Origin of the sequence: Enterobacter chengduensis (assembly GCF_001984825.2) — a bacterium.
GTDB lineage: Bacteria > Pseudomonadota > Gammaproteobacteria > Enterobacterales > Enterobacteriaceae > Enterobacter > Enterobacter chengduensis.
Map to the genome: position 1 here is coordinate 4,931,086 of NZ_CP043318.1, position 16,928 is coordinate 4,948,013.

General features: G+C 57.6%; 13 protein-coding genes. 5 read left to right on the top strand and 8 right to left on the bottom strand.

The genetic code is table 11. From position 1 onward, the window contains the following. Window positions 1-201 precede the first annotated feature (201 nt). From argH to argC, 3 genes are all read right to left on the bottom strand, one after another. Window positions 202-1,575, bottom strand: a complete 1,374-nt coding sequence (gene argH, locus FY206_RS23850) for an argininosuccinate lyase (RefSeq protein WP_032644183.1) — start codon at window positions 1,573-1,575, stop codon at window positions 202-204. 101 nt (window positions 1,576-1,676) lie between these two features. Further along, window positions 1,677-2,453, bottom strand: a complete 777-nt coding sequence (gene argB, locus FY206_RS23855) for an acetylglutamate kinase (protein WP_086379950.1) — start codon at window positions 2,451-2,453, stop codon at window positions 1,677-1,679. 6 nt (window positions 2,454-2,459) lie between these two features. After that, window positions 2,460-3,464, bottom strand: a complete 1,005-nt coding sequence (argC, locus tag FY206_RS23860; protein WP_032644185.1) for an N-acetyl-gamma-glutamyl-phosphate reductase — start codon at window positions 3,462-3,464, stop codon at window positions 2,460-2,462. Window positions 3,465-3,552: 88 nt separating this feature from the next. Between argC and argE the strand changes: the two genes are divergently transcribed. The 3 genes from argE (at window position 3,553) to FY206_RS23875 (ending at window position 8,605) form a co-directional block, all read left to right on the top strand. Next, window positions 3,553-4,704 (top strand): acetylornithine deacetylase, encoded by a 1,152-nt coding sequence (gene argE / locus FY206_RS23865; RefSeq protein ID WP_032644186.1) that lies wholly within the window; start codon window positions 3,553-3,555, stop codon window positions 4,702-4,704. A 307-nt stretch (window positions 4,705-5,011) separates the two neighbouring features. Continuing rightward, window positions 5,012-7,663, top strand: a complete 2,652-nt coding sequence (ppc, locus tag FY206_RS23870; protein WP_032644187.1) for a phosphoenolpyruvate carboxylase — start codon at window positions 5,012-5,014, stop codon at window positions 7,661-7,663. Window positions 7,664-7,756: 93 nt separating this feature from the next. Then, window positions 7,757-8,605 carry a helix-turn-helix transcriptional regulator gene (locus FY206_RS23875; RefSeq protein WP_032644188.1) on the top strand — a complete coding sequence of 283 codons (849 nt, stop codon included), beginning with the start codon at window positions 7,757-7,759 and terminating at the stop codon, window positions 8,603-8,605. On the opposite strand, the gene FY206_RS23880 is transcribed toward FY206_RS23875, so the two are convergent. Genes FY206_RS23880 through FY206_RS23900 form a run of 5 tightly spaced genes read right to left on the bottom strand, consistent with a single transcriptional unit; the run spans window position 8,592 to window position 13,441 of the window. Continuing rightward, window positions 8,592-8,948, bottom strand: a complete 357-nt coding sequence (locus tag FY206_RS23880) for a PTS fructose-like transporter subunit IIB (RefSeq protein WP_032644190.1) — start codon at window positions 8,946-8,948, stop codon at window positions 8,592-8,594. The genes FY206_RS23875 and FY206_RS23880 overlap by 14 nt on opposite strands. Before the next feature lie 2 nt (window positions 8,949-8,950). Next, entirely contained in the window at window positions 8,951-9,826 is an 876-nt protein-coding gene (locus tag FY206_RS23885; RefSeq protein ID WP_032644191.1) for a [formate-C-acetyltransferase]-activating enzyme, read from the bottom strand. After that, complete coding sequence (locus tag FY206_RS23890) at window positions 9,792-12,089, bottom strand: formate C-acetyltransferase (protein WP_032644192.1); 2,298 nt, start codon at window positions 12,087-12,089, stop codon at window positions 9,792-9,794. Before FY206_RS23890 ends, FY206_RS23885 begins: the two co-directional genes overlap by 35 nt. Window positions 12,090-12,140: 51 nt before the next feature. Continuing rightward, a complete protein-coding gene (locus FY206_RS23895) occupies window positions 12,141-12,461 on the bottom strand; it encodes a PTS fructose-like transporter subunit IIB (protein ID WP_032644193.1) in 321 nt (106 codons plus the stop codon). Window positions 12,462-12,475: 14 nt separating this feature from the next. Then, window positions 12,476-13,441, bottom strand: a complete 966-nt coding sequence (locus tag FY206_RS23900) for a PTS fructose transporter subunit EIIC (protein WP_032644194.1) — start codon at window positions 13,439-13,441, stop codon at window positions 12,476-12,478. A 305-nt stretch (window positions 13,442-13,746) separates the two neighbouring features. Here FY206_RS23900 and ptsP point away from each other — a divergent pair, with 305 nt between their 5' ends. After that, a complete protein-coding gene (gene ptsP / locus FY206_RS23905) occupies window positions 13,747-16,248 on the top strand; it encodes a phosphoenolpyruvate--protein phosphotransferase (RefSeq protein WP_032644195.1) in 2,502 nt (833 codons plus the stop codon). Window positions 16,249-16,262: 14 nt separating this feature from the next. Then, window positions 16,263-16,925, top strand: coding sequence for a fructose-6-phosphate aldolase (gene fsa / locus FY206_RS23910; RefSeq protein ID WP_032644196.1), 663 nt, complete (start codon window positions 16,263-16,265; stop codon window positions 16,923-16,925). Window positions 16,926-16,928: the final 3 nt, after the last annotated feature.

Consider the following 16,928-nt stretch of genomic DNA (forward strand, 5'->3'; position numbering starts at 1 on the left):
ATACGGGCTGGCACAGGCCGCCCAGGCAGCTGTTCGGGTTAACAGGAAAACTGATGCCACGCCATGAGCTCACCCGCGGGCTTGGAAACCCAGAGGGCTAACGGGCTGTGGCATCAGGTCAAACTCAGTGACAGTTTACCCGTCTGTTGACGGGTAACTGAAGTGACTTTAAACATACAAGGGCACCCACCCGCACTGTCCTCAAACCAACCGGTTTTTCGCATCCGCAATCGCCTGCGCCAGCTGCTTCGGCGACACGCCGCCCTTCGCGGCACGCTTATCCAGGCAAGACTGCAGCGCCAGAATCGGATACACATCATCCCCAATCACCGCGCTGAACTTCTGCAGGTCGGCCAGCGCCAGATCTTCCAGCGGTTTGCCCTGACGAATGGCTTCTACTACCGCTTCACCCACAATATGGTGCGCCTCGCGGAACGGTACGCCTTTCGCCACCAGATAATCCGCCAGCTCGGTAGAGTTCGCATAGCCCTGCTGCGCCGCTTCCTGGCAGCGCGGACGTTTCACCTGAATGCCGTCCAGCACCAGCGCGCCCATGTGCAGACAGTCCAGCCAGGTGTCGAGCGCGTCGAACAGCCCTTCTTTGTCTTCCTGCATGTCTTTATTGTACGCCAGCGGCAGCCCTTTCAGGGTCATCATCATGCCGGTCAGCGCGCCCTGCACGCGGCCACACTTCCCGCGGATCAGCTCCAGCGCGTCCGGGTTTTTCTTCTGCGGCATCAGGGACGAGCCTGAGGTAACGCGGTCGGACAGCTCGACGAAGCCCGCTTCACCGGAGTTAAAGAAGATCAGGTCTTCGGCAAAGCGCGACAGGTGCACCATCCCGATAGACGCATTGGAGAGCAGCTCCAGCACGTGGTCGCGGTCAGAAACGCTGTCCAGGCTGTTGCGGGTGGCGGACGCAAAGCCCAGCCAGCCTGCGAGCTGTTCACGGTCGATTTCATACGCCGTACCGGCCAGCGCGCCGCTGCCCAGCGGGCTGACGTCCAGACGCTTCAGGGTATCCTGCAGACGGCTTTCGTCACGCGCCAGCATCTCAACGTAGGCCAGACACCAGTGGGCAAAGGTCACCGGCTGCGCGCGCTGCAGGTGGGTATAGCCCGGCATCACGGCGTCCTGATTGTTCTGCGCGGTCTCCACCAGCGCGGTCTGCAGCTGACGGTTAGCTGCCAGCAGCTCGCCAACGGTCTCTTTACACCACAGCTTCAGGTCGGTGGCGACCTGGTCGTTACGGCTACGGCCGGTGTGCAGCTTTTTACCCAGTTGACCGACTTTGTCGATAAGTTTGCCTTCCACCCAGCTGTGAATATCTTCGGCGTCGCTCTGCAGGATTTGCTGCGGATCCAGACGCACCTCTTCCAGCAGGTTATTCAGCGCCTCTTCCAGCTGGAGCTGTTCCTCAGCGCTCAGCACGCCAACGGTCACCAGCGCTTTGGACCAGGCCACAGAGCCGACGATATCCTGTTCGGCCAGGCGGTAGTCGAAGCGCAAAGAGTCATTGAACTGTTTGAACCGCTGATCCGCTGCCTGTGTAAAACGCCCACCCCAAAGTGCCATAACATGCTTCCTTTATTCGTTAGTTCCGCCGGGTGGCGCTTCGCTTACCCGGCCTACGGTCTTGTAGGCCCGGCAAGCAGAGCGCCGCCGGGCAGTAAATCTTAAGCCAGAATACGCGTGCCAATCGGCGTGCCGTTAAACAGCGCCGGGAGCTGCTCGGCGTGACGCCAGGAGGCGATATCCACCGGGCGGCCCAGCGTGCGCGCCGCATCCAGCGCGGCGTTCACTTTGACGATCATGCCGTCGGTAATAATGCCCTGCGCGATCAGCTGTTCGGCTTTGGCTGCGGTCATTTCCGCGATGCGCTGGCCTTTACCGTCCAGAATGCCGCTCACGTCGGAGAGCAGGATCAGATCCGCACCCAGCGTAGCCGCCAGCGCCGTTGCCGCCTGATCCGCGTTAACGTTCATCAGCTCGCCCGCGTCGGTCACGCCGATAGAGCTCACCACCGGCAGGAAACCGCCTTCCAGCAGCGTGTTAATCAGCTTAGGCGAACCCGGCTGCGCCAGTCCAACGTGGCCGAGCGCTTCATCGAGCTGGGTCACTTTTACGCTGTCGCCATCGCCCAGATAGAGGCCAACGGAGGCAATGTGGTGCTTCTTCGCCCACGCCAGCAGCGTTTTGTTCGCCGTGCCCGCCAGCGCGCCGGTAATGATGTCGATCTGGTCAGCGGGCGTGACGCGCAGGCCGTTTTTCTTGATCACCGGCAGGTTGAGCCCTTTCATCAGCTCATCCACCACGCAGCCGCCGCCGTGCACAATCACCAGCGGACGCTGGTGTGATTCGCGATAGTTCACCAGCGCGGTAAACAGACGCTCCAGCGCTTCTTCGCTGTCCAGCAGTACACCACCGAGTTTGATAATTAATGGGTTCATCATCACACCTTAAATAAGAGCCTGCGTTTCCGGGAAACCGAAACGAATATTTGCACACTGCATTGCCTGTGCGGCAGCGCCTTTCAGTAAGTTATCTTCTGCAGCCACCACGATGAGATGCTCGCCCTGCACGGCAAAGCCGATGTCGCAGAACGGCAGGCCAACCACGTTTTTCAGCGCCGGCACGCCTTTGTCGTACACGCGCACCAGCGGTTTATCCGCATACGCCTGCGTGAAGGCCTCGCTGACCTGCTCTTTGCTCACGCCCGGCTTCAGGCGGCAGGTGATGGTTTCGAGGATCCCACGCGGGAAGCTGCCCAGGTGCGGGGTGAAAATGACGTCCGCGCCCAGATGCGTCGTGATTTCAGGATGATGACGGTGGTTAAACACGCCATACGGCTGAAGGCTCACTTCGCAGAAGCTGTTGGAGATCGCCGCCTTGCGTCCTGCACCGCTCACGCCGCTGGTGGCGTTGATCACCGGCCACTGGTTCAGATCCAGCAGACCTGCGTCGATCAGCGGCTTCAGGGAAAGCTGCGCCGCCGTCGGGTAGCAGCCCGGCACGGCAATCAGATCCGCCTCTTTCAGTTTGTCTGCGCTCCACTCCGCCAGGCCGTAAACCGCTTTTTCCAGCAGATCCGGGTGCTGATGGGTGAAACCATAATATTTTTGGTAGAACGCGCCGTCGTTAACGCGGAACGCGCCGGAGAGGTCGAACACCACGCAGCCGGCCGCCAGGAACTGCGGCGCCAGGTCGTGGCTGACCTCGTGCGCGGTGGCTAAAAACACCACGTCGACGCCGTCGGTAAACTCGCTGATGTCAGACATCGGCTGCAGCGGCAGGTCAACAATGCCCCTAAGCTGCGGATGCAAATCGGAAATTAACTTTCCTGCATCATTGCTTTGCGCTGACACGGTCAAAGCGGTTATGGTCATATGAGGGTGGCGATTTACGTAGCTTACAAGCTCTGCGCCCGCATAACCGCTAGCGCCTACAATCAGCGTATTCAACATCGGGTTCCTTTATGCTCAACGTTAATGTATTTTTATTCACATTTATTGCATGGATATTGATACTATCACGACCTAAGGTGTGTCAACAATGAAAATGAACTTACCGCCATTTATCGAGATCTACCGCGCCCTGATTGCCACACCGTCCATCAGCGCAACGGAAGAAGCGCTGGATCAGAGCAATGAGTCTTTAATCAATCTGCTGGCGGGTTGGTTTAGCGATCTTGGGTTTAACGTTGAGGTTCAGCCCGTCCCCGGCACTCGCCACAAATTTAACCTGCTGGCCAGCACCGGAACCGGTGCGGGCGGCCTGCTGCTGGCCGGTCATACCGATACCGTGCCGTTTGACGATGGCCGCTGGACGCGCGATCCCTTCACCCTGACCGAGCACGACAACAAGCTCTACGGTCTGGGCACCGCCGACATGAAAGGCTTCTTCGCCTTTATCCTCGACGCGCTGCGTGACGTGGACGTGACGAAGCTAAAAAAACCGCTCTATATTCTGGCGACCGCCGATGAAGAGACCAGCATGGCGGGCGCGCGCTACTTCTCTGAAAACACGTCAATTCGTCCGGATTGCGCCATCATCGGCGAGCCGACGTCTCTGCAGCCTATTCGCGCGCACAAAGGCCATATCTCTACCGCCGTGCGCGTGCTGGGCCAGTCCGGCCACTCCAGCGATCCGGCGCGCGGCGTCAATGCGATTGAGCTGATGCATGACGCCATTGGCCGCATCATGACCCTGCGCGACTCGCTGAAAGAGCGTTATCACTACGACGCGTTCACCGTGCCGTATCCGACGCTAAACCTCGGCAGCCTGCACGGCGGCGATGCCTCTAACCGTATCTGCGCCTGCTGCGAACTGCACATGGATATCCGTCCGCTGCCGGGCATGACCCTGAGCGATCTCGACGGCCTGCTGAATGAGGCCCTGGCTCCGGTAAGCGAGCGCTGGCCGGGCCGCCTGACGATTTCCGAACTGCATCCGCCGATCCCGGGTTACGAATGCCCGCCGGACCATCAGCTGGTTGAAGTGGTGGAAAAACTGCTCGGCGAGAAAACCGACGTGGTGAACTACTGCACCGAAGCGCCGTTCATTCAGACGCTGTGTCCGACGCTGGTCCTTGGCCCGGGCTCCATCAACCAGGCGCACCAGCCGGATGAATATCTGGAGACGCGCTTCATCAAGCCCACCCGCGAGTTGATTACTCAGGTTGTGCATCACTTCTGCTGGCATTAAAAACTACCCCTCACCCTACCCCTCTCCCCAAAGGGGAGAGGGAATTTGAACACCCTCTCCCCTTTGGGGAGAGGGCAGGGTGAGGGGAGTAAATCCCGCGATCTCCGTCACATTCCCATAAGCATCTCTTATCTGACGCAATGCGAATTAAATTTCGTAAATTGCCCACATTTATTCGTTTGCTGAACCGTTTTCGCAGCAATTGACGACGGGGGTTTTACGTGGCTTTATAAAGGGAGATGACAAAATAATGGCCAGAAGATTTTCGCCTGGGCATAAACAAAAATGATGGGGTGACTGGGTTTTTATGAACGAACAATATTCCGCGTTGCGTAGTAATGTCAGTATGCTCGGCAAAGTGCTTGGAGATACCATCAAAGATGCGTTGGGGGAGAATATCCTTGACCGCGTTGAAACCATCCGCAAGCTCTCTAAATCTTCCCGTGCCGGTAACGAGGCCAGTCGTCAGGAGCTGCTTACCACGTTGCAGAACCTCTCTAACGACGAGCTGCTGCCCGTTGCACGCGCGTTCAGCCAGTTCCTGAACCTGGCCAACACCGCTGAGCAGTACCACAGCATTTCGCCAAACGGCGAAGCGGCCAGCAACCCGGAAGTCATTGCCCGCACCCTTCGTAAACTGAAAGACCAGCCGGATCTCAACGAAGCCACCATCAAAAAAGCGGTGGAGTCTCTTTCGCTGGAGCTGGTACTCACCGCTCACCCAACGGAAATCACCCGTCGCACCCTGATCCACAAAATGGTGGAAGTGAACAACTGCCTGAAGCAGCTGGATAACAAAGACATTGCCGACTACGAACGCAACCAGCTGATGCGCCGTCTGCGCCAGCTGATTGCCCAGTCCTGGCACACCGATGAGATTCGTAAGCATCGCCCAAGCCCGGTCGACGAAGCCAAATGGGGCTTTGCGGTAGTGGAAAACAGCCTGTGGGAAGGGGTGCCGAACTACCTGCGCGAGCTGAACGAACAGCTGGAAGAGAACCTCGGCTACCGCCTGCCGGTCGACTTTGTGCCGGTACGCTTCACCTCCTGGATGGGCGGCGACCGCGACGGCAACCCGAACGTCACTGCGGAAATCACCCGTCACGTCCTGCTGCTGAGCCGCTGGAAAGCGACCGATTTGTTCCTGAAAGACATCCAGGTGCTGATCTCCGAGCTGTCGATGGTTGAAGCAACGCCGGAACTGCGCGCGCTGGCCGGCGAAGAAGGCGCCAGCGAGCCGTACCGTTTCCTGATGAAAAAACTGCGCGGTCAGCTGATGGCCACTCAGGCCTGGCTGGAAGCGCGCCTGAAAGGCCAGCGCCTGCCAAAACCAGAAGGCCTGCTCAGTCAGAACGAACAGCTCTGGGAGCCGCTGTACGCCTGTTATAAATCGCTGCAGGCCTGCGGGATGGGCATCATCGCCAACGGCGAACTGCTCGACACCCTGCGTCGCGTGAAGTGTTTCGGCGTGCCGCTGGTGCGTATCGACGTGCGTCAGGAAAGTACCCGCCATACCGAAGCGCTGGGCGAACTGACCCGCTATCTCGGCATCGGCGATTATGAGAGCTGGTCCGAAGCCGACAAACAGGCCTTCCTGATCCGCGAGCTGAACTCGAAGCGCCCTCTGCTGCCGCGCAACTGGGAGCCAAGCAACGACACCCGCGAAGTGCTCAATACCTGTAAAGCGATCGTGGACGCACCGAAAGGATCGGTGGCCGCCTATGTGATCTCCATGGCGAAGACCCCGTCCGACGTGCTGGGCGTTCACCTTCTGCTGAAAGAAGCGGGAATCGACTACGCTCTGCCTGTCGCCCCGCTGTTTGAAACCCTCGACGACCTGAACAATGCCAACGACGTCATGAGCCAGCTGTTGAATATCGACTGGTACCGCGGCTTTATTCAGGGCAAACAGATGGTAATGATTGGCTATTCCGACTCCGCGAAAGATGCGGGCGTGATGGCGGCATCCTGGGCGCAGTATCAGGCGCAGGACGCACTGATCAAAACCTGCGAGAAAGCCGGTATTGAACTGACCCTGTTCCACGGACGCGGTGGCTCAATTGGCCGCGGCGGCGCGCCTGCGCACGCGGCGCTGCTGTCGCAGCCGCCGGGAAGCCTGAAAGGCGGCCTGCGCGTCACCGAGCAGGGTGAGATGATCCGCTTCAAGTACGGCCTGCCGGAAGTGACCATCAGCAGCCTGTCGCTCTATACCAGCGCGATCCTGGAAGCCAACCTGCTGCCACCGCCGGAGCCGAAAGCCTCCTGGTGCCATATCATGGACGAACTGTCGGCTATCTCCTGCGATCTGTACCGCGGCTACGTGCGTGAAAATAAAGATTTCGTGCCTTACTTCCGTTCGGCCACCCCTGAGCAGGAGCTGGGTAAACTGCCGCTAGGCTCGCGCCCTGCGAAGCGTCGCCCAACCGGTGGCGTAGAGTCTCTGCGCGCAATCCCGTGGATCTTCGCCTGGACACAGAACCGTTTGATGCTGCCCGCCTGGCTGGGTGCCGGTGCCGCGCTGCAAAAAGTGGTGGAAGACGGCAAACAGAACGAACTGGAAACCATGTGCCGCGACTGGCCATTCTTCTCTACCCGCCTGGGTATGCTGGAGATGGTCTTCTCGAAAGCGGACCTGTGGCTGGCGGAATACTACGACCAGCGCCTGGTGAAGCCCGAGCTGTGGGCGCTGGGTAAAGAGCTGCGCGAACTGCTGGAAGGCGACATCAAAGTGGTGCTGGACATCGCCAACGACTCGCACCTGATGGCGGACCTGCCGTGGATCGCCGAGTCTATCCAGCTGCGTAACATCTACACCGACCCGCTGAACGTCCTGCAGGCAGAGCTGCTGCACCGTTCTCGCCAGGCGGAAGAAGAAGGCAAAGAGCCGGATCCACGCGTTGAACAGGCGCTGATGGTGACGATTGCGGGCGTTGCGGCGGGTATGCGCAACACCGGCTAATGCTTTACGCCCGGCGGCGCTGCGCTTGCACGGGCCTACGTTGAGTAGGCCGGGTAAGCGTTAGCGCCACCCGGCAATACCCTGGTATCCACCATGCACCACGACATTACCCGCATCCTGACTGACCTGATCAACAGCACAACGCCGCTGCGTCAGGTGCATTTTGCAAACTCCGCGACCTCCGCCCCCGAACTTGCCTTGCAGGTTGATTTTCCACGTCTTGAGATCGTGATCGAAGGGTCGATGAAGGACCAGGCGGCCTCCGTTTTACAGCAGGGTGATGTTTTATACGTCCCGGCTGGCGGCTGGAATAATCCACAATGGCAAGCATCGGCAACAACGCTGAGCATCCTGTTTGGCAAACAGCAGCTCGGGTTTAGCCTTTTGCACTGGGACGGTGTAGACGTGCGAAACCTGGCGAAGCAGCACGTTGCCCGCCGCGGCCCCCGTATTGGATCGCTACTCTTACAGACGCTCCACGAAATGCAGATGCAGCCACACGAGCAGCAAACCGCGCGGTTGATTATCGCCAGCCTGCTTAGCCACTGCGTCGACCTGCTGGGCAGTCAAATCCAAACCGCCTCTCGCAGTCAGGCTCTGTTTGAAGCTATTCGGGTTTATATTGACGAACACTACACCACTCCGCTTACCCGGGAATCCGTCGCGCAGGCGTTTTATATTTCCCCAAACTACCTGTCGCATCTGTTCCAGAAAACGGGCGCAGTGGGTTTCAATGAATACCTGACGCATACCCGGCTGGAACACGCGCGCCAGCTGCTGAAAGGGTATGATTTAAAAGTGAAAGAGGTGGCGCACGCCTGCGGATTTGTCGACAGCAACTATTTCTGTCGGTTATTCCGTAAAAACACGGAGCGTTCGCCGTCTGAATACCGTCGCCAGTATCACAGCCAGCTCACCGGCAAGGCCGCTAGTCCAGAATGACCTGAGTATGCTGCGGCGCGGATAGCATTCTTCGCACCGCCCCCATCACCTTTTGTGGATCACGTAAAAAGGCGTTAATACCGCACTTCACGTAGCGCGTATGATCGAAACGTTCACTGCCCGCCAGGTCGATATCAGTGATAAGCAATACGACGTCGGCACGCCGAATATCCTCTTCCGTAAGCTCGCACTCTACGCCCAGCGCCCCCTGCGTCTCAATGTTAACGCTCCACCTTTCCTGCTGGCAGAGCTTTTCGAGCCGTTCGGCAGCCATATAGGTATGTGCGACGCCACTGACGCACGCGGTCACCGCCACCAGATGTCGTCCAGCGATCGCTGTCATGTTCAGCCTCCCAGGGTAACCTTGAAACCTTCGCGCTCTGCCAGTTGCCGCATCGCTGACACCTCTTCTTCCGTCGGAGGGACCGTTTGCCGCATTCCCCACTCTTGTCCCAGCAGACGGTATTTTGGCTCCCCATACTGGTGGAAGGGCAATAAATGCAGCTGCCGTATTCCTGAAGGTAGCAGGAAAGCCAGCACGCGCGCCATGTTCGTTTCGTTGAGCGTATAGCCTGGAATCAGCGGGACGCGAGGAATGACGTTTATCCCATCAGCCACCAGCTGGCGGAAATTATCCAGCACTCTCGGAAGATTCATTCCCACCATTGCCAGGGCCTGCTCCGCATCCATGATTTTCAAATCAAACAGCACTTCATCACACTGGCGGGCCATCGGCATTAGCCGGGACAAAGGCGCATCGCCTGCCGTTTCGATGGCCGTATGCACCCCGAAACGACGCAGCCTCTCTAGAAACCGTGTCGCGAAAGGCGCCTGCATTAACACTTCCCCACCCGAAAGCGTCACCCCGCCTCCCGACGAGCGAAAGAAGACATCGTCTTTTATCACCTCGTTTTCCAGCTCATCAAGGGTCACATCCCTTCCGATATGCCTGAAGGCGCCTGACGGGCATTCATCGGCGTCCCGCAGACAGGGGGCGCAGTGAAGACATTGACTCTCTCTTCGCACCGTCTCGATTTTCGGTGAGATCGACTCCGGATTAGCACACCACGGGCAGCGGTGAGGGCAGCCTTTAAAAAAAACCACCGTACGGATGCCGCGCCCGTCATTCAACGAGTAGCGCTGGATATTGAAAATACGCGCCACCTCGGCGCGTGTTTCAACCTCGTCACAGCTGATGCGCTGTACGGCGGATAATGTCATCCTGGATCTCCTTCGATAACTCAACAAAGAAGGCGCTGTATCCGGCAACGCGCACCACCAGACCGGCAAAATCCTGCGGACGCTGTTGCGCTTCACGCAGTGTTTCCGCGTTCACCACGTTGAACTGGATGTGCTGCAATTTCAGCTGGGTGAAAGCGCGCAGGAAATCCGCCAGCTTTTGCAGCCCGGCATCGCCTTCCAGCGTTGCGGGGGTGAACTTAACGTTTAGCAGCGTACCGTTAGATAACAGGTAGTTATCCAGCTTACTTACCGATTTCAGTACCGCCGTTGGGCCCTGCATATCTTGCCCAAGCATCGGCGAGAGCCCACCGTCGGCCAGCTGTTCGCCGGCAAAGCGGCCATCGGGCGTTGCTCCCACTACGGCCCCCAGCGGCACATGTGCCGATACGGTGTAAGAACCCGGCGTGAACTGCCCACCCCGCGGGTTCCGGTATTTTTCAACCTCTTTGCAGTAGTGGCGCAGCAGTTCAGCGCTGATGTTGTCGACATCATCAATATCATTGCCGTATTTTTCGAAGCGATTGATCAACCGGGCGCGGATTTTCTTGCCCTCAGGCGTGGCAAAGTTAGCGTTTAACACGGCTAGCAACTCATCAAAACTTAAGCGCTGCTGTTCAAAAACCAGCCCTTTCAGGGCATGCAGCGAGTCGCTCAAGTTCGCTATCCCGATCCCCTGCACGCCAGAAAAGTTATAGCGCGCGCCACCCTCGGTGATGTCTTTTCCCGCATCAAGACAATCGCTGATAAAAGAAGAGAGCAACGGCACCGGTGCCCAGTCGCGATGGCCGATATCGCAGATATTGCTCCCCTCGACCATCAGCGCAATGTAGTGATTAATTTTGACGCGAATATGCTCAAGCAAGCCTTCATAAGTCAGCGCCGCGTTGCCTTCGTTCTCCTGCATCGCGATTTCCATCACCTTCAGCAGGTTAAACATCGCGATATCGTGCAGACCGTAGGTTTTACCCGGAATCGACAGTTCTACACAGCCAACCACCGCGTAGTCGCGTGCATCTTCCAGCGACACCCCCCGATTGAGGAAGGCAGGCACCACCACTTCATCGTTAAAGATCTGCGGGATGCCGGTGCCCAGGCGGATCGTCTCCGCCGTTTTAAACAGGAAAGGCCGGTCGATAAGCTCGTTAACCCGCACGCCGAGGTTCGGTTGAGGAAGCTGAACGCTTTGGTAGGCATCCAGACACAAGAAGGAAAGCACATTCACCGCGCTACGCCCGTTCTCCGTCAGGCCACCCAACAGCGCGGTATATCCGGTCGGGAACCCGGCAAAATAGCGGGCGCTGCTGGTTGAGCGTAAAAGCACCACGTCGTTGCACTTCACCCACAGCGATTCCAGAATCTCTTTCAGGAAGGCGGGCTCTTCGCCCTGTGATAGCGAAGCCTGATAAAAGGGCAGCATGTACTGGTCGAAGCGGCCAATGGAGAGCGAGCTGGCGTTAGATTCGTATTGCAAAATGACGTTCATATACCAGAACAGCTGGCACGCCTGCCAGAACGTCTGTGGCTTATGCTGCGCGTTATGGCGCGAGATTTCGGCAATCTTCCGTAATTCTTCACGTCGTGAAGCCTCATCGCAGACGGTGGCAAGCGTTTCAGCCAGCGCGGCGTAGCGCAGAATATGACGCTGGGACGCTTCAAGCAGAATCAGCGCGGAGGCATAGAACGTGTTATGCGCATCGCGGGCGCAGCGTTCACGCATTTCCTCCACCAGCGCACTTAGGCCGTTATTGAGCAGGCGCGGGTAATCAATAATGATGTGCCCCTGCCCTTTGTCCGTCTGGTTGATGCTGAAAATTTGCGTTCCTACAGCGGCTTTTACCTCATCCGTCATCTGGCTGTTGATGAAATCCTTCATCGACCGCTTTTCCCAGTAGGGATAGAGCACGTCACGGTAGATCTGCTTATCCTCTTCGGTGATTTCGAAGCGGTCCTGGGGACGTGTAGAAAACTGGTCCAGCTCCTTAAGCAGCCAGTACGGATCCATCTCAGGAGACATAATGCCCGCACGCGGCTTAACGGTCCGGTTTCCGGCAATCAGTTCCTCATCACGAATCGCGATGTTCACATGGTCAAGAATGTACGCCGTGGCTTTTGCACGCCTGAGGATAACCGGCTCACCTTCCGTCTGCTGATGGCTGGCGGTATAGAGCAACGCTCGCTCAAGCGAGATTTCACGCGGACTGGTAAAAAGTGCGTCTTTCAAACGCTGGGTACGATTCGTCATGAGGGAACTCCTGTAACGGAAAACGAGCCCGCCCCGAAGGGCGGGAGAGCGTCAGGCGGTTTGCGCCAGGTGGGCTTCAATTTTGTTCATGATGGCGTCGGCGCGTTTTACCGCGTCGCTGATGTTGACGCGCACGATGGTTTTCCCGGCAAAACGTTCTTCACACTTAATGCCAATATCTTTGGTCAGGATCACCACATCCGCTGCGGCGATATCCTCAGCGTTCAGCTCGTTCTCCAGACCAATTGATCCCTGAGTTTCAACCTTCACTTCCCAGCCTTTGGCTTTAGCAGCGCTTTCCAGCGCTTCGGCTGCCATGTAGGTATGGGCAACGCCTGACGGGCATGCAGTTACTGCGATAATTCGGGCCATGTTCGCTTCCTCACTCAGTTAATTTCGAAATCCAGATCCAGGTCGTCTTCTTTTTCCTCGACCTGTTTTGCACTCTTCCGGGCAATACTCTTCAGCACGTTGACGCTAATGGCAGTCACCACAGCCCCTACCGCGACCGCCGCGATGTAGCCCAGTTTGCCTTCCACCACAGGCAGAACGATGAGACCGCCCCATCCGGCATAGCATTGCGCGCCCATCACTAATGCAGCCTTGCCCGCTTCACGCTCTTCACCGGTAAAATTCTTGCGGTTAATCAGCGTCGCCAGGCCCAATCCCAGCGGTGGCACGCAGATGCCGACTGCCGCAATCGCCACCACGGTGTAGACGCCCTGAGCAACGCAGATCAGCATGAAGGCATAGGCGACTTTGTTAATCGGGCCGCCCATGTCGAAGGCCAGCATCAACCCCATGATAATGGCCAGCACGACAATGCTGCCCTGCTGCATCCCTTGCAGCCACTGGGTTAAGCCGGTTGTCAGCGCGCCAACAGGTTCACCCAGCCCCCACATCATGATGCCTGCGGTAATAAAGGTGCCGATGATAGGGATGATGAAGATAGGCATGACGGAGCGCAGCACTTTCGGGACCGGCAGTTTTTTCAGATACCAGACCACAATCCCACCGAGGATCCCGGCAATAATGGCGCCGAAGAACCCCGCCCCGAAGCTGTTGCCGACCCACGCGGCAATAGCGCAGGGAGCAAGTGCGGCACGCTCTGCAATGGAATAGCCAATATAGGCGGCGAGGAAAGGCACCATCAGCGTTAATCCCGCTACACCGATATCGAATAGTTTTTTGAGGTTGGGATCGGTTGCTGCATCCGGTACCGCACCCTTGCCGTACAGCATGACCGAAACCGCCAGCAAAATACCGCCCGCCACCACGAACGGGATCATATGCGACACCCCGGTCATCAGATGCTGCCGCGTGTTCTTGAGAATATGCACCAACTCTTTCATATGTCGCTCCTGGCCTAAAACCATAAAGATGTTGTGGCAAACAATAGGCAATCAGGAAGACGGCGGACAGGAGACAAAAAGGCCATTTACTGGATTTTTGTAATATGGAAATAAAAATGCGATCCGCCTCGACATTTCGAGCATAGGATACGTATAAGTCAAACCGCCACAACCTGTGAGGCAAATCTCACTTTTGACGTGATATTACATTTGTCCAGCTTTTGGCAGATTTGTCACGTGGCGCGCGTCATCAACACGCTCGTATGCTGTTCCCCAATGAATGATGACTGGTTTCAGGAGTGTGTATGGCTCTGGTAGTGGAATTTACCTGTGAATTGCCCAACGGTGTTCACGCGCGTCCGGCGAGTCACGTGGAGACGCTGTGCAACACGTTTATCTCGCACATCGAGTGGCATAATCTGCGCACCGATCGCAAAGGGAACGCCAAGAGCGCACTGTCACTTATTGGCACCGACACGCTGGCAGGCGACGCCTGCCGTCTGGTGATCCACGGTGAAGATGAGCAAAGCGCCCATCAACAGCTGGAACAATGGCTCCGGGAAGTGTTTCCACACTGTGATGCGCCGCTCGAAGAAGCCATCAATATTGAGCGCGATCCGCTGCCAGAATCTCTCGCGCGCCTTAATCCAACGCTTTTTCGTGCCCTGTCCGTTTGCAGCGGGAGTGCCCAGGGTGTGTTGACCGTGCTGACCTCGCTGGATCTCAATGCACTGACGGATTTACCCGACGCGAAAAACGTTGAAGAAGAGCAGCTAGCGCTGGATAACGGCCTCACCCTGCTGGTAAAAAATATTGAGCTGCGTGCGCTGGACAGCGACAGCACCGCCGGCGCCATACTCGACGCACACCGATCGCTGGCGACGGATACCTCACTGCGCCAGCATCTGCTTGCGGGCGTGAGCCAGGGGCTAAGCTGCGCGCAGGCGACAGTCGCTACAGCCAACCATTTCTGCGACGTGTTCTCGCGTTCCAGCAGCAGCTACTTGCAGGAACGCGTGCTGGATGTGCGCGATGTCTGCTATCAACTTTTACAACAGATTTATGGCGAACACCGTTTCCCGGCTCCGGGACAGCTCACCCAGCAGAGCGTCTGTCTGGCTGACGATCTTACGCCCGGCCAGTTTCTGGAACTCGATAAAACCTTGCTTAAGGGGCTGCTGTTAAAAAGCGGCGGAACAACCTCGCACACCGTTATTCTTGCACGTTCCTTTAATATTCCGACCCTGGTGGGTGTCGACAGTGAACGCCTGCTGCAGTGGCGCAACAGGCCCGTATTTATCGACGGCAATGCCGGTGCGGTGGTGGTCAATGCCAGCGATGCGGTGGCGCGCTACTACCGACAGGAAGCACGGGTACAACAGGCACTACGCGAGCAGCAGCGCATCTGGCTTGACCGGGAAGCCAGAACCGCCGATGGCCTGCGCGTTGAGGTTGCCGCAAACATCGCCCACGCGGTTGAAGCGCAGGCAGCGTTTGGAAACGGCGCCGAGGGTGTTGGCCTGTTTCGCACTGAAATGCTGTATATGGACCGCACCAGCGCGCCCGGTGAAAACGAGCTGTACAACATTTTCTGTCAGGCGCTGGAAAGTGCAAACGGGCGCAGCATTATCGTGCGCACCATGGATATCGGTGGCGATAAACCGGTGGAGTACCTGAATATCCCGGCCGAAAATAACCCGTTCCTCGGCTACCGCGCGGTGCGTATTTATGAAGAATATGCGGCGCTTTTCACCACCCAGCTTCGGGCGATCCTGCGCGCCTCTGCTCACGGCAAACTGAAGATCATGATCCCGATGATCTCCTCCATGGAAGAGATCCTGTGGGTCAAAGAGAAGCTCGCCGAAGCGAAGCAGCAGCTCCGGGCTGAACATATCCCGTTTGATGAAAAAATTCCGCTCGGCATCATGCTGGAGGTGCCTTCGGTGATGTTTATCATCGATCAGTGCTGTGAAGAGATTGATTTCTTTAGCATCGGCAGCAATGACCTGACGCAGTATCTGCTGGCCGTCGATCGCGACAACGCCAAGGTCACACGCCACTACAACAGCCTGAACCCGGCCTTCCTGCGGGCGCTGGACTACGCGGTACAGGCCGTCCATCGCCAGGGGAAATGGATTGGCCTGTGCGGCGAGCTGGGTGCAAAAGGTTCGGTGCTGCCATTGCTGGTGGGTCTGGGCCTGGACGAACTGAGCATGGGGTCGCCTGCCATTCCGGCAACCAAAGCGCGGCTGGCACAGCTTGATAGCCGCGCCTGCCGCCAGCTGCTGAACCAGGCCATGGCGTGTCGCACTTCGCTTGAAGTGGAACACCTGCTGGCGCAGTTCCGCATGAACCAGCAGGACACGCCGCTGGTCACACCTCGCTGCATTTCACTGGACAACGACTGGAACAGCAAAGAAGAGGTCATGAAGGGGATGACCGATAACCTGCTGCTTGCAGGACGTTGCCGCTACCCCCGCAAGCTGGAGGCCGATCTGTGGGCGCGCGAAGCCGTGTTCTCCACCGGGCTTGGCTTTAGCTTTGCCATCCCGCACAGCAAATCGGAACACATTGAGCAATCCACCATTAGCGTGGCGCGCCTGAAAGCCCCCGTCATGTGGGGAGAGGAAGAAGCACAATTCATCATTATGCTGACGCTGAACAAACACGCTGCGGGCGATCAGCATATGCGTATTTTCTCCCGCCTTGCCCGCCGCATCATGCATGAAGATTTTCGCAACGCGCTGGTTAACGCCAGTTCCGGGGAGGCGATAGCTTCCCTGCTACAACACGAATTAGAACTGTAAAACGAGGAAGAGTAATGGAACTGTACCTGGATACCGCCAACGTAGCGGAAGTAGAACGTCTGGCGCACATTTTTCCCATTGCGGGCGTCACCACCAACCCGAGCATCATTGCCGCCAGCCGTGAATCCATCTGGGACGTGCTGCCGCGTCTGCAAAAAGCCATTGGACCGGACGGCACGCTGTTTGCTCAAACCATGAGCCGCGATGCCGAAGGCATGGTGGCAGAGGCTAAACGTCTGAGTAACGCCATCCCGGGCATCGTGGTAAAAATCCCGGTTACCGCTCAGGGGCTTATCGCGATTAAGGCATTAAAAAAAGAGGGGATAACCACGCTGGGAACCGCCGTTTACAGCGCGGCACAGGGCTTACTTGCCGCACTCGCCGGGGCGAAATATGTCGCGCCGTATGTCAACCGCGTTGACGCTCAGGGCGGCGACGGCATTCGCATGGTCCAGGAGCTGCAATCCCTGCTGGAACTGCACGCGCCGGAAAGCAAGGTACTGGCCGCCAGCTTCAAAACGCCGCGTCAGGCGCTGGACTGCCTGCTGGCGGGATGCGAGGCAATCACGCTTCCTTTAGACGTAGCGCAACAAATGCTCGGCACGCCAGCGGTAGAGTCAGCCATAGAGAAGTTCGAGCAGGACTGGAAAAACGCGTTTGGTAACCTCAACCTCTAAGGG

Excerpts from the sequence above, each read along its gene's own strand:
- ppc (WP_032644187.1), top strand. The coding sequence starts at position 5,012 with ATGAACGAACAATATTCCGCGTTGCGTAGTAATGTCAGTATGCTCGGC.
- FY206_RS23895 (WP_032644193.1), bottom strand. The coding sequence starts at position 12,461 with ATGGCCCGAATTATCGCAGTAACTGCATGCCCGTCAGGCGTTGCCCAT.
- ptsP (WP_032644195.1), top strand. The coding sequence starts at position 13,747 with ATGGCTCTGGTAGTGGAATTTACCTGTGAATTGCCCAACGGTGTTCAC.
- FY206_RS23875 (WP_032644188.1), top strand. The coding sequence starts at position 7,757 with ATGCACCACGACATTACCCGCATCCTGACTGACCTGATCAACAGCACA.
- FY206_RS23900 (WP_032644194.1), bottom strand. The coding sequence starts at position 13,441 with ATGAAAGAGTTGGTGCATATTCTCAAGAACACGCGGCAGCATCTGATG.
- argC (WP_032644185.1), bottom strand. The coding sequence starts at position 3,464 with ATGTTGAATACGCTGATTGTAGGCGCTAGCGGTTATGCGGGCGCAGAG.
- fsa (WP_032644196.1), top strand. The coding sequence starts at position 16,263 with ATGGAACTGTACCTGGATACCGCCAACGTAGCGGAAGTAGAACGTCTG.
- FY206_RS23890 (WP_032644192.1), bottom strand. The coding sequence starts at position 12,089 with ATGACGAATCGTACCCAGCGTTTGAAAGACGCACTTTTTACCAGTCCG.
- FY206_RS23880 (WP_032644190.1), bottom strand. The coding sequence starts at position 8,948 with ATGACAGCGATCGCTGGACGACATCTGGTGGCGGTGACCGCGTGCGTC.
- argH (WP_032644183.1), bottom strand. The coding sequence starts at position 1,575 with ATGGCACTTTGGGGTGGGCGTTTTACACAGGCAGCGGATCAGCGGTTC.
- argE (WP_032644186.1), top strand. The coding sequence starts at position 3,553 with ATGAAAATGAACTTACCGCCATTTATCGAGATCTACCGCGCCCTGATT.
- FY206_RS23885 (WP_032644191.1), bottom strand. The coding sequence starts at position 9,826 with ATGACATTATCCGCCGTACAGCGCATCAGCTGTGACGAGGTTGAAACA.
- argB (WP_086379950.1), bottom strand. The coding sequence starts at position 2,453 with ATGATGAACCCATTAATTATCAAACTCGGTGGTGTACTGCTGGACAGC.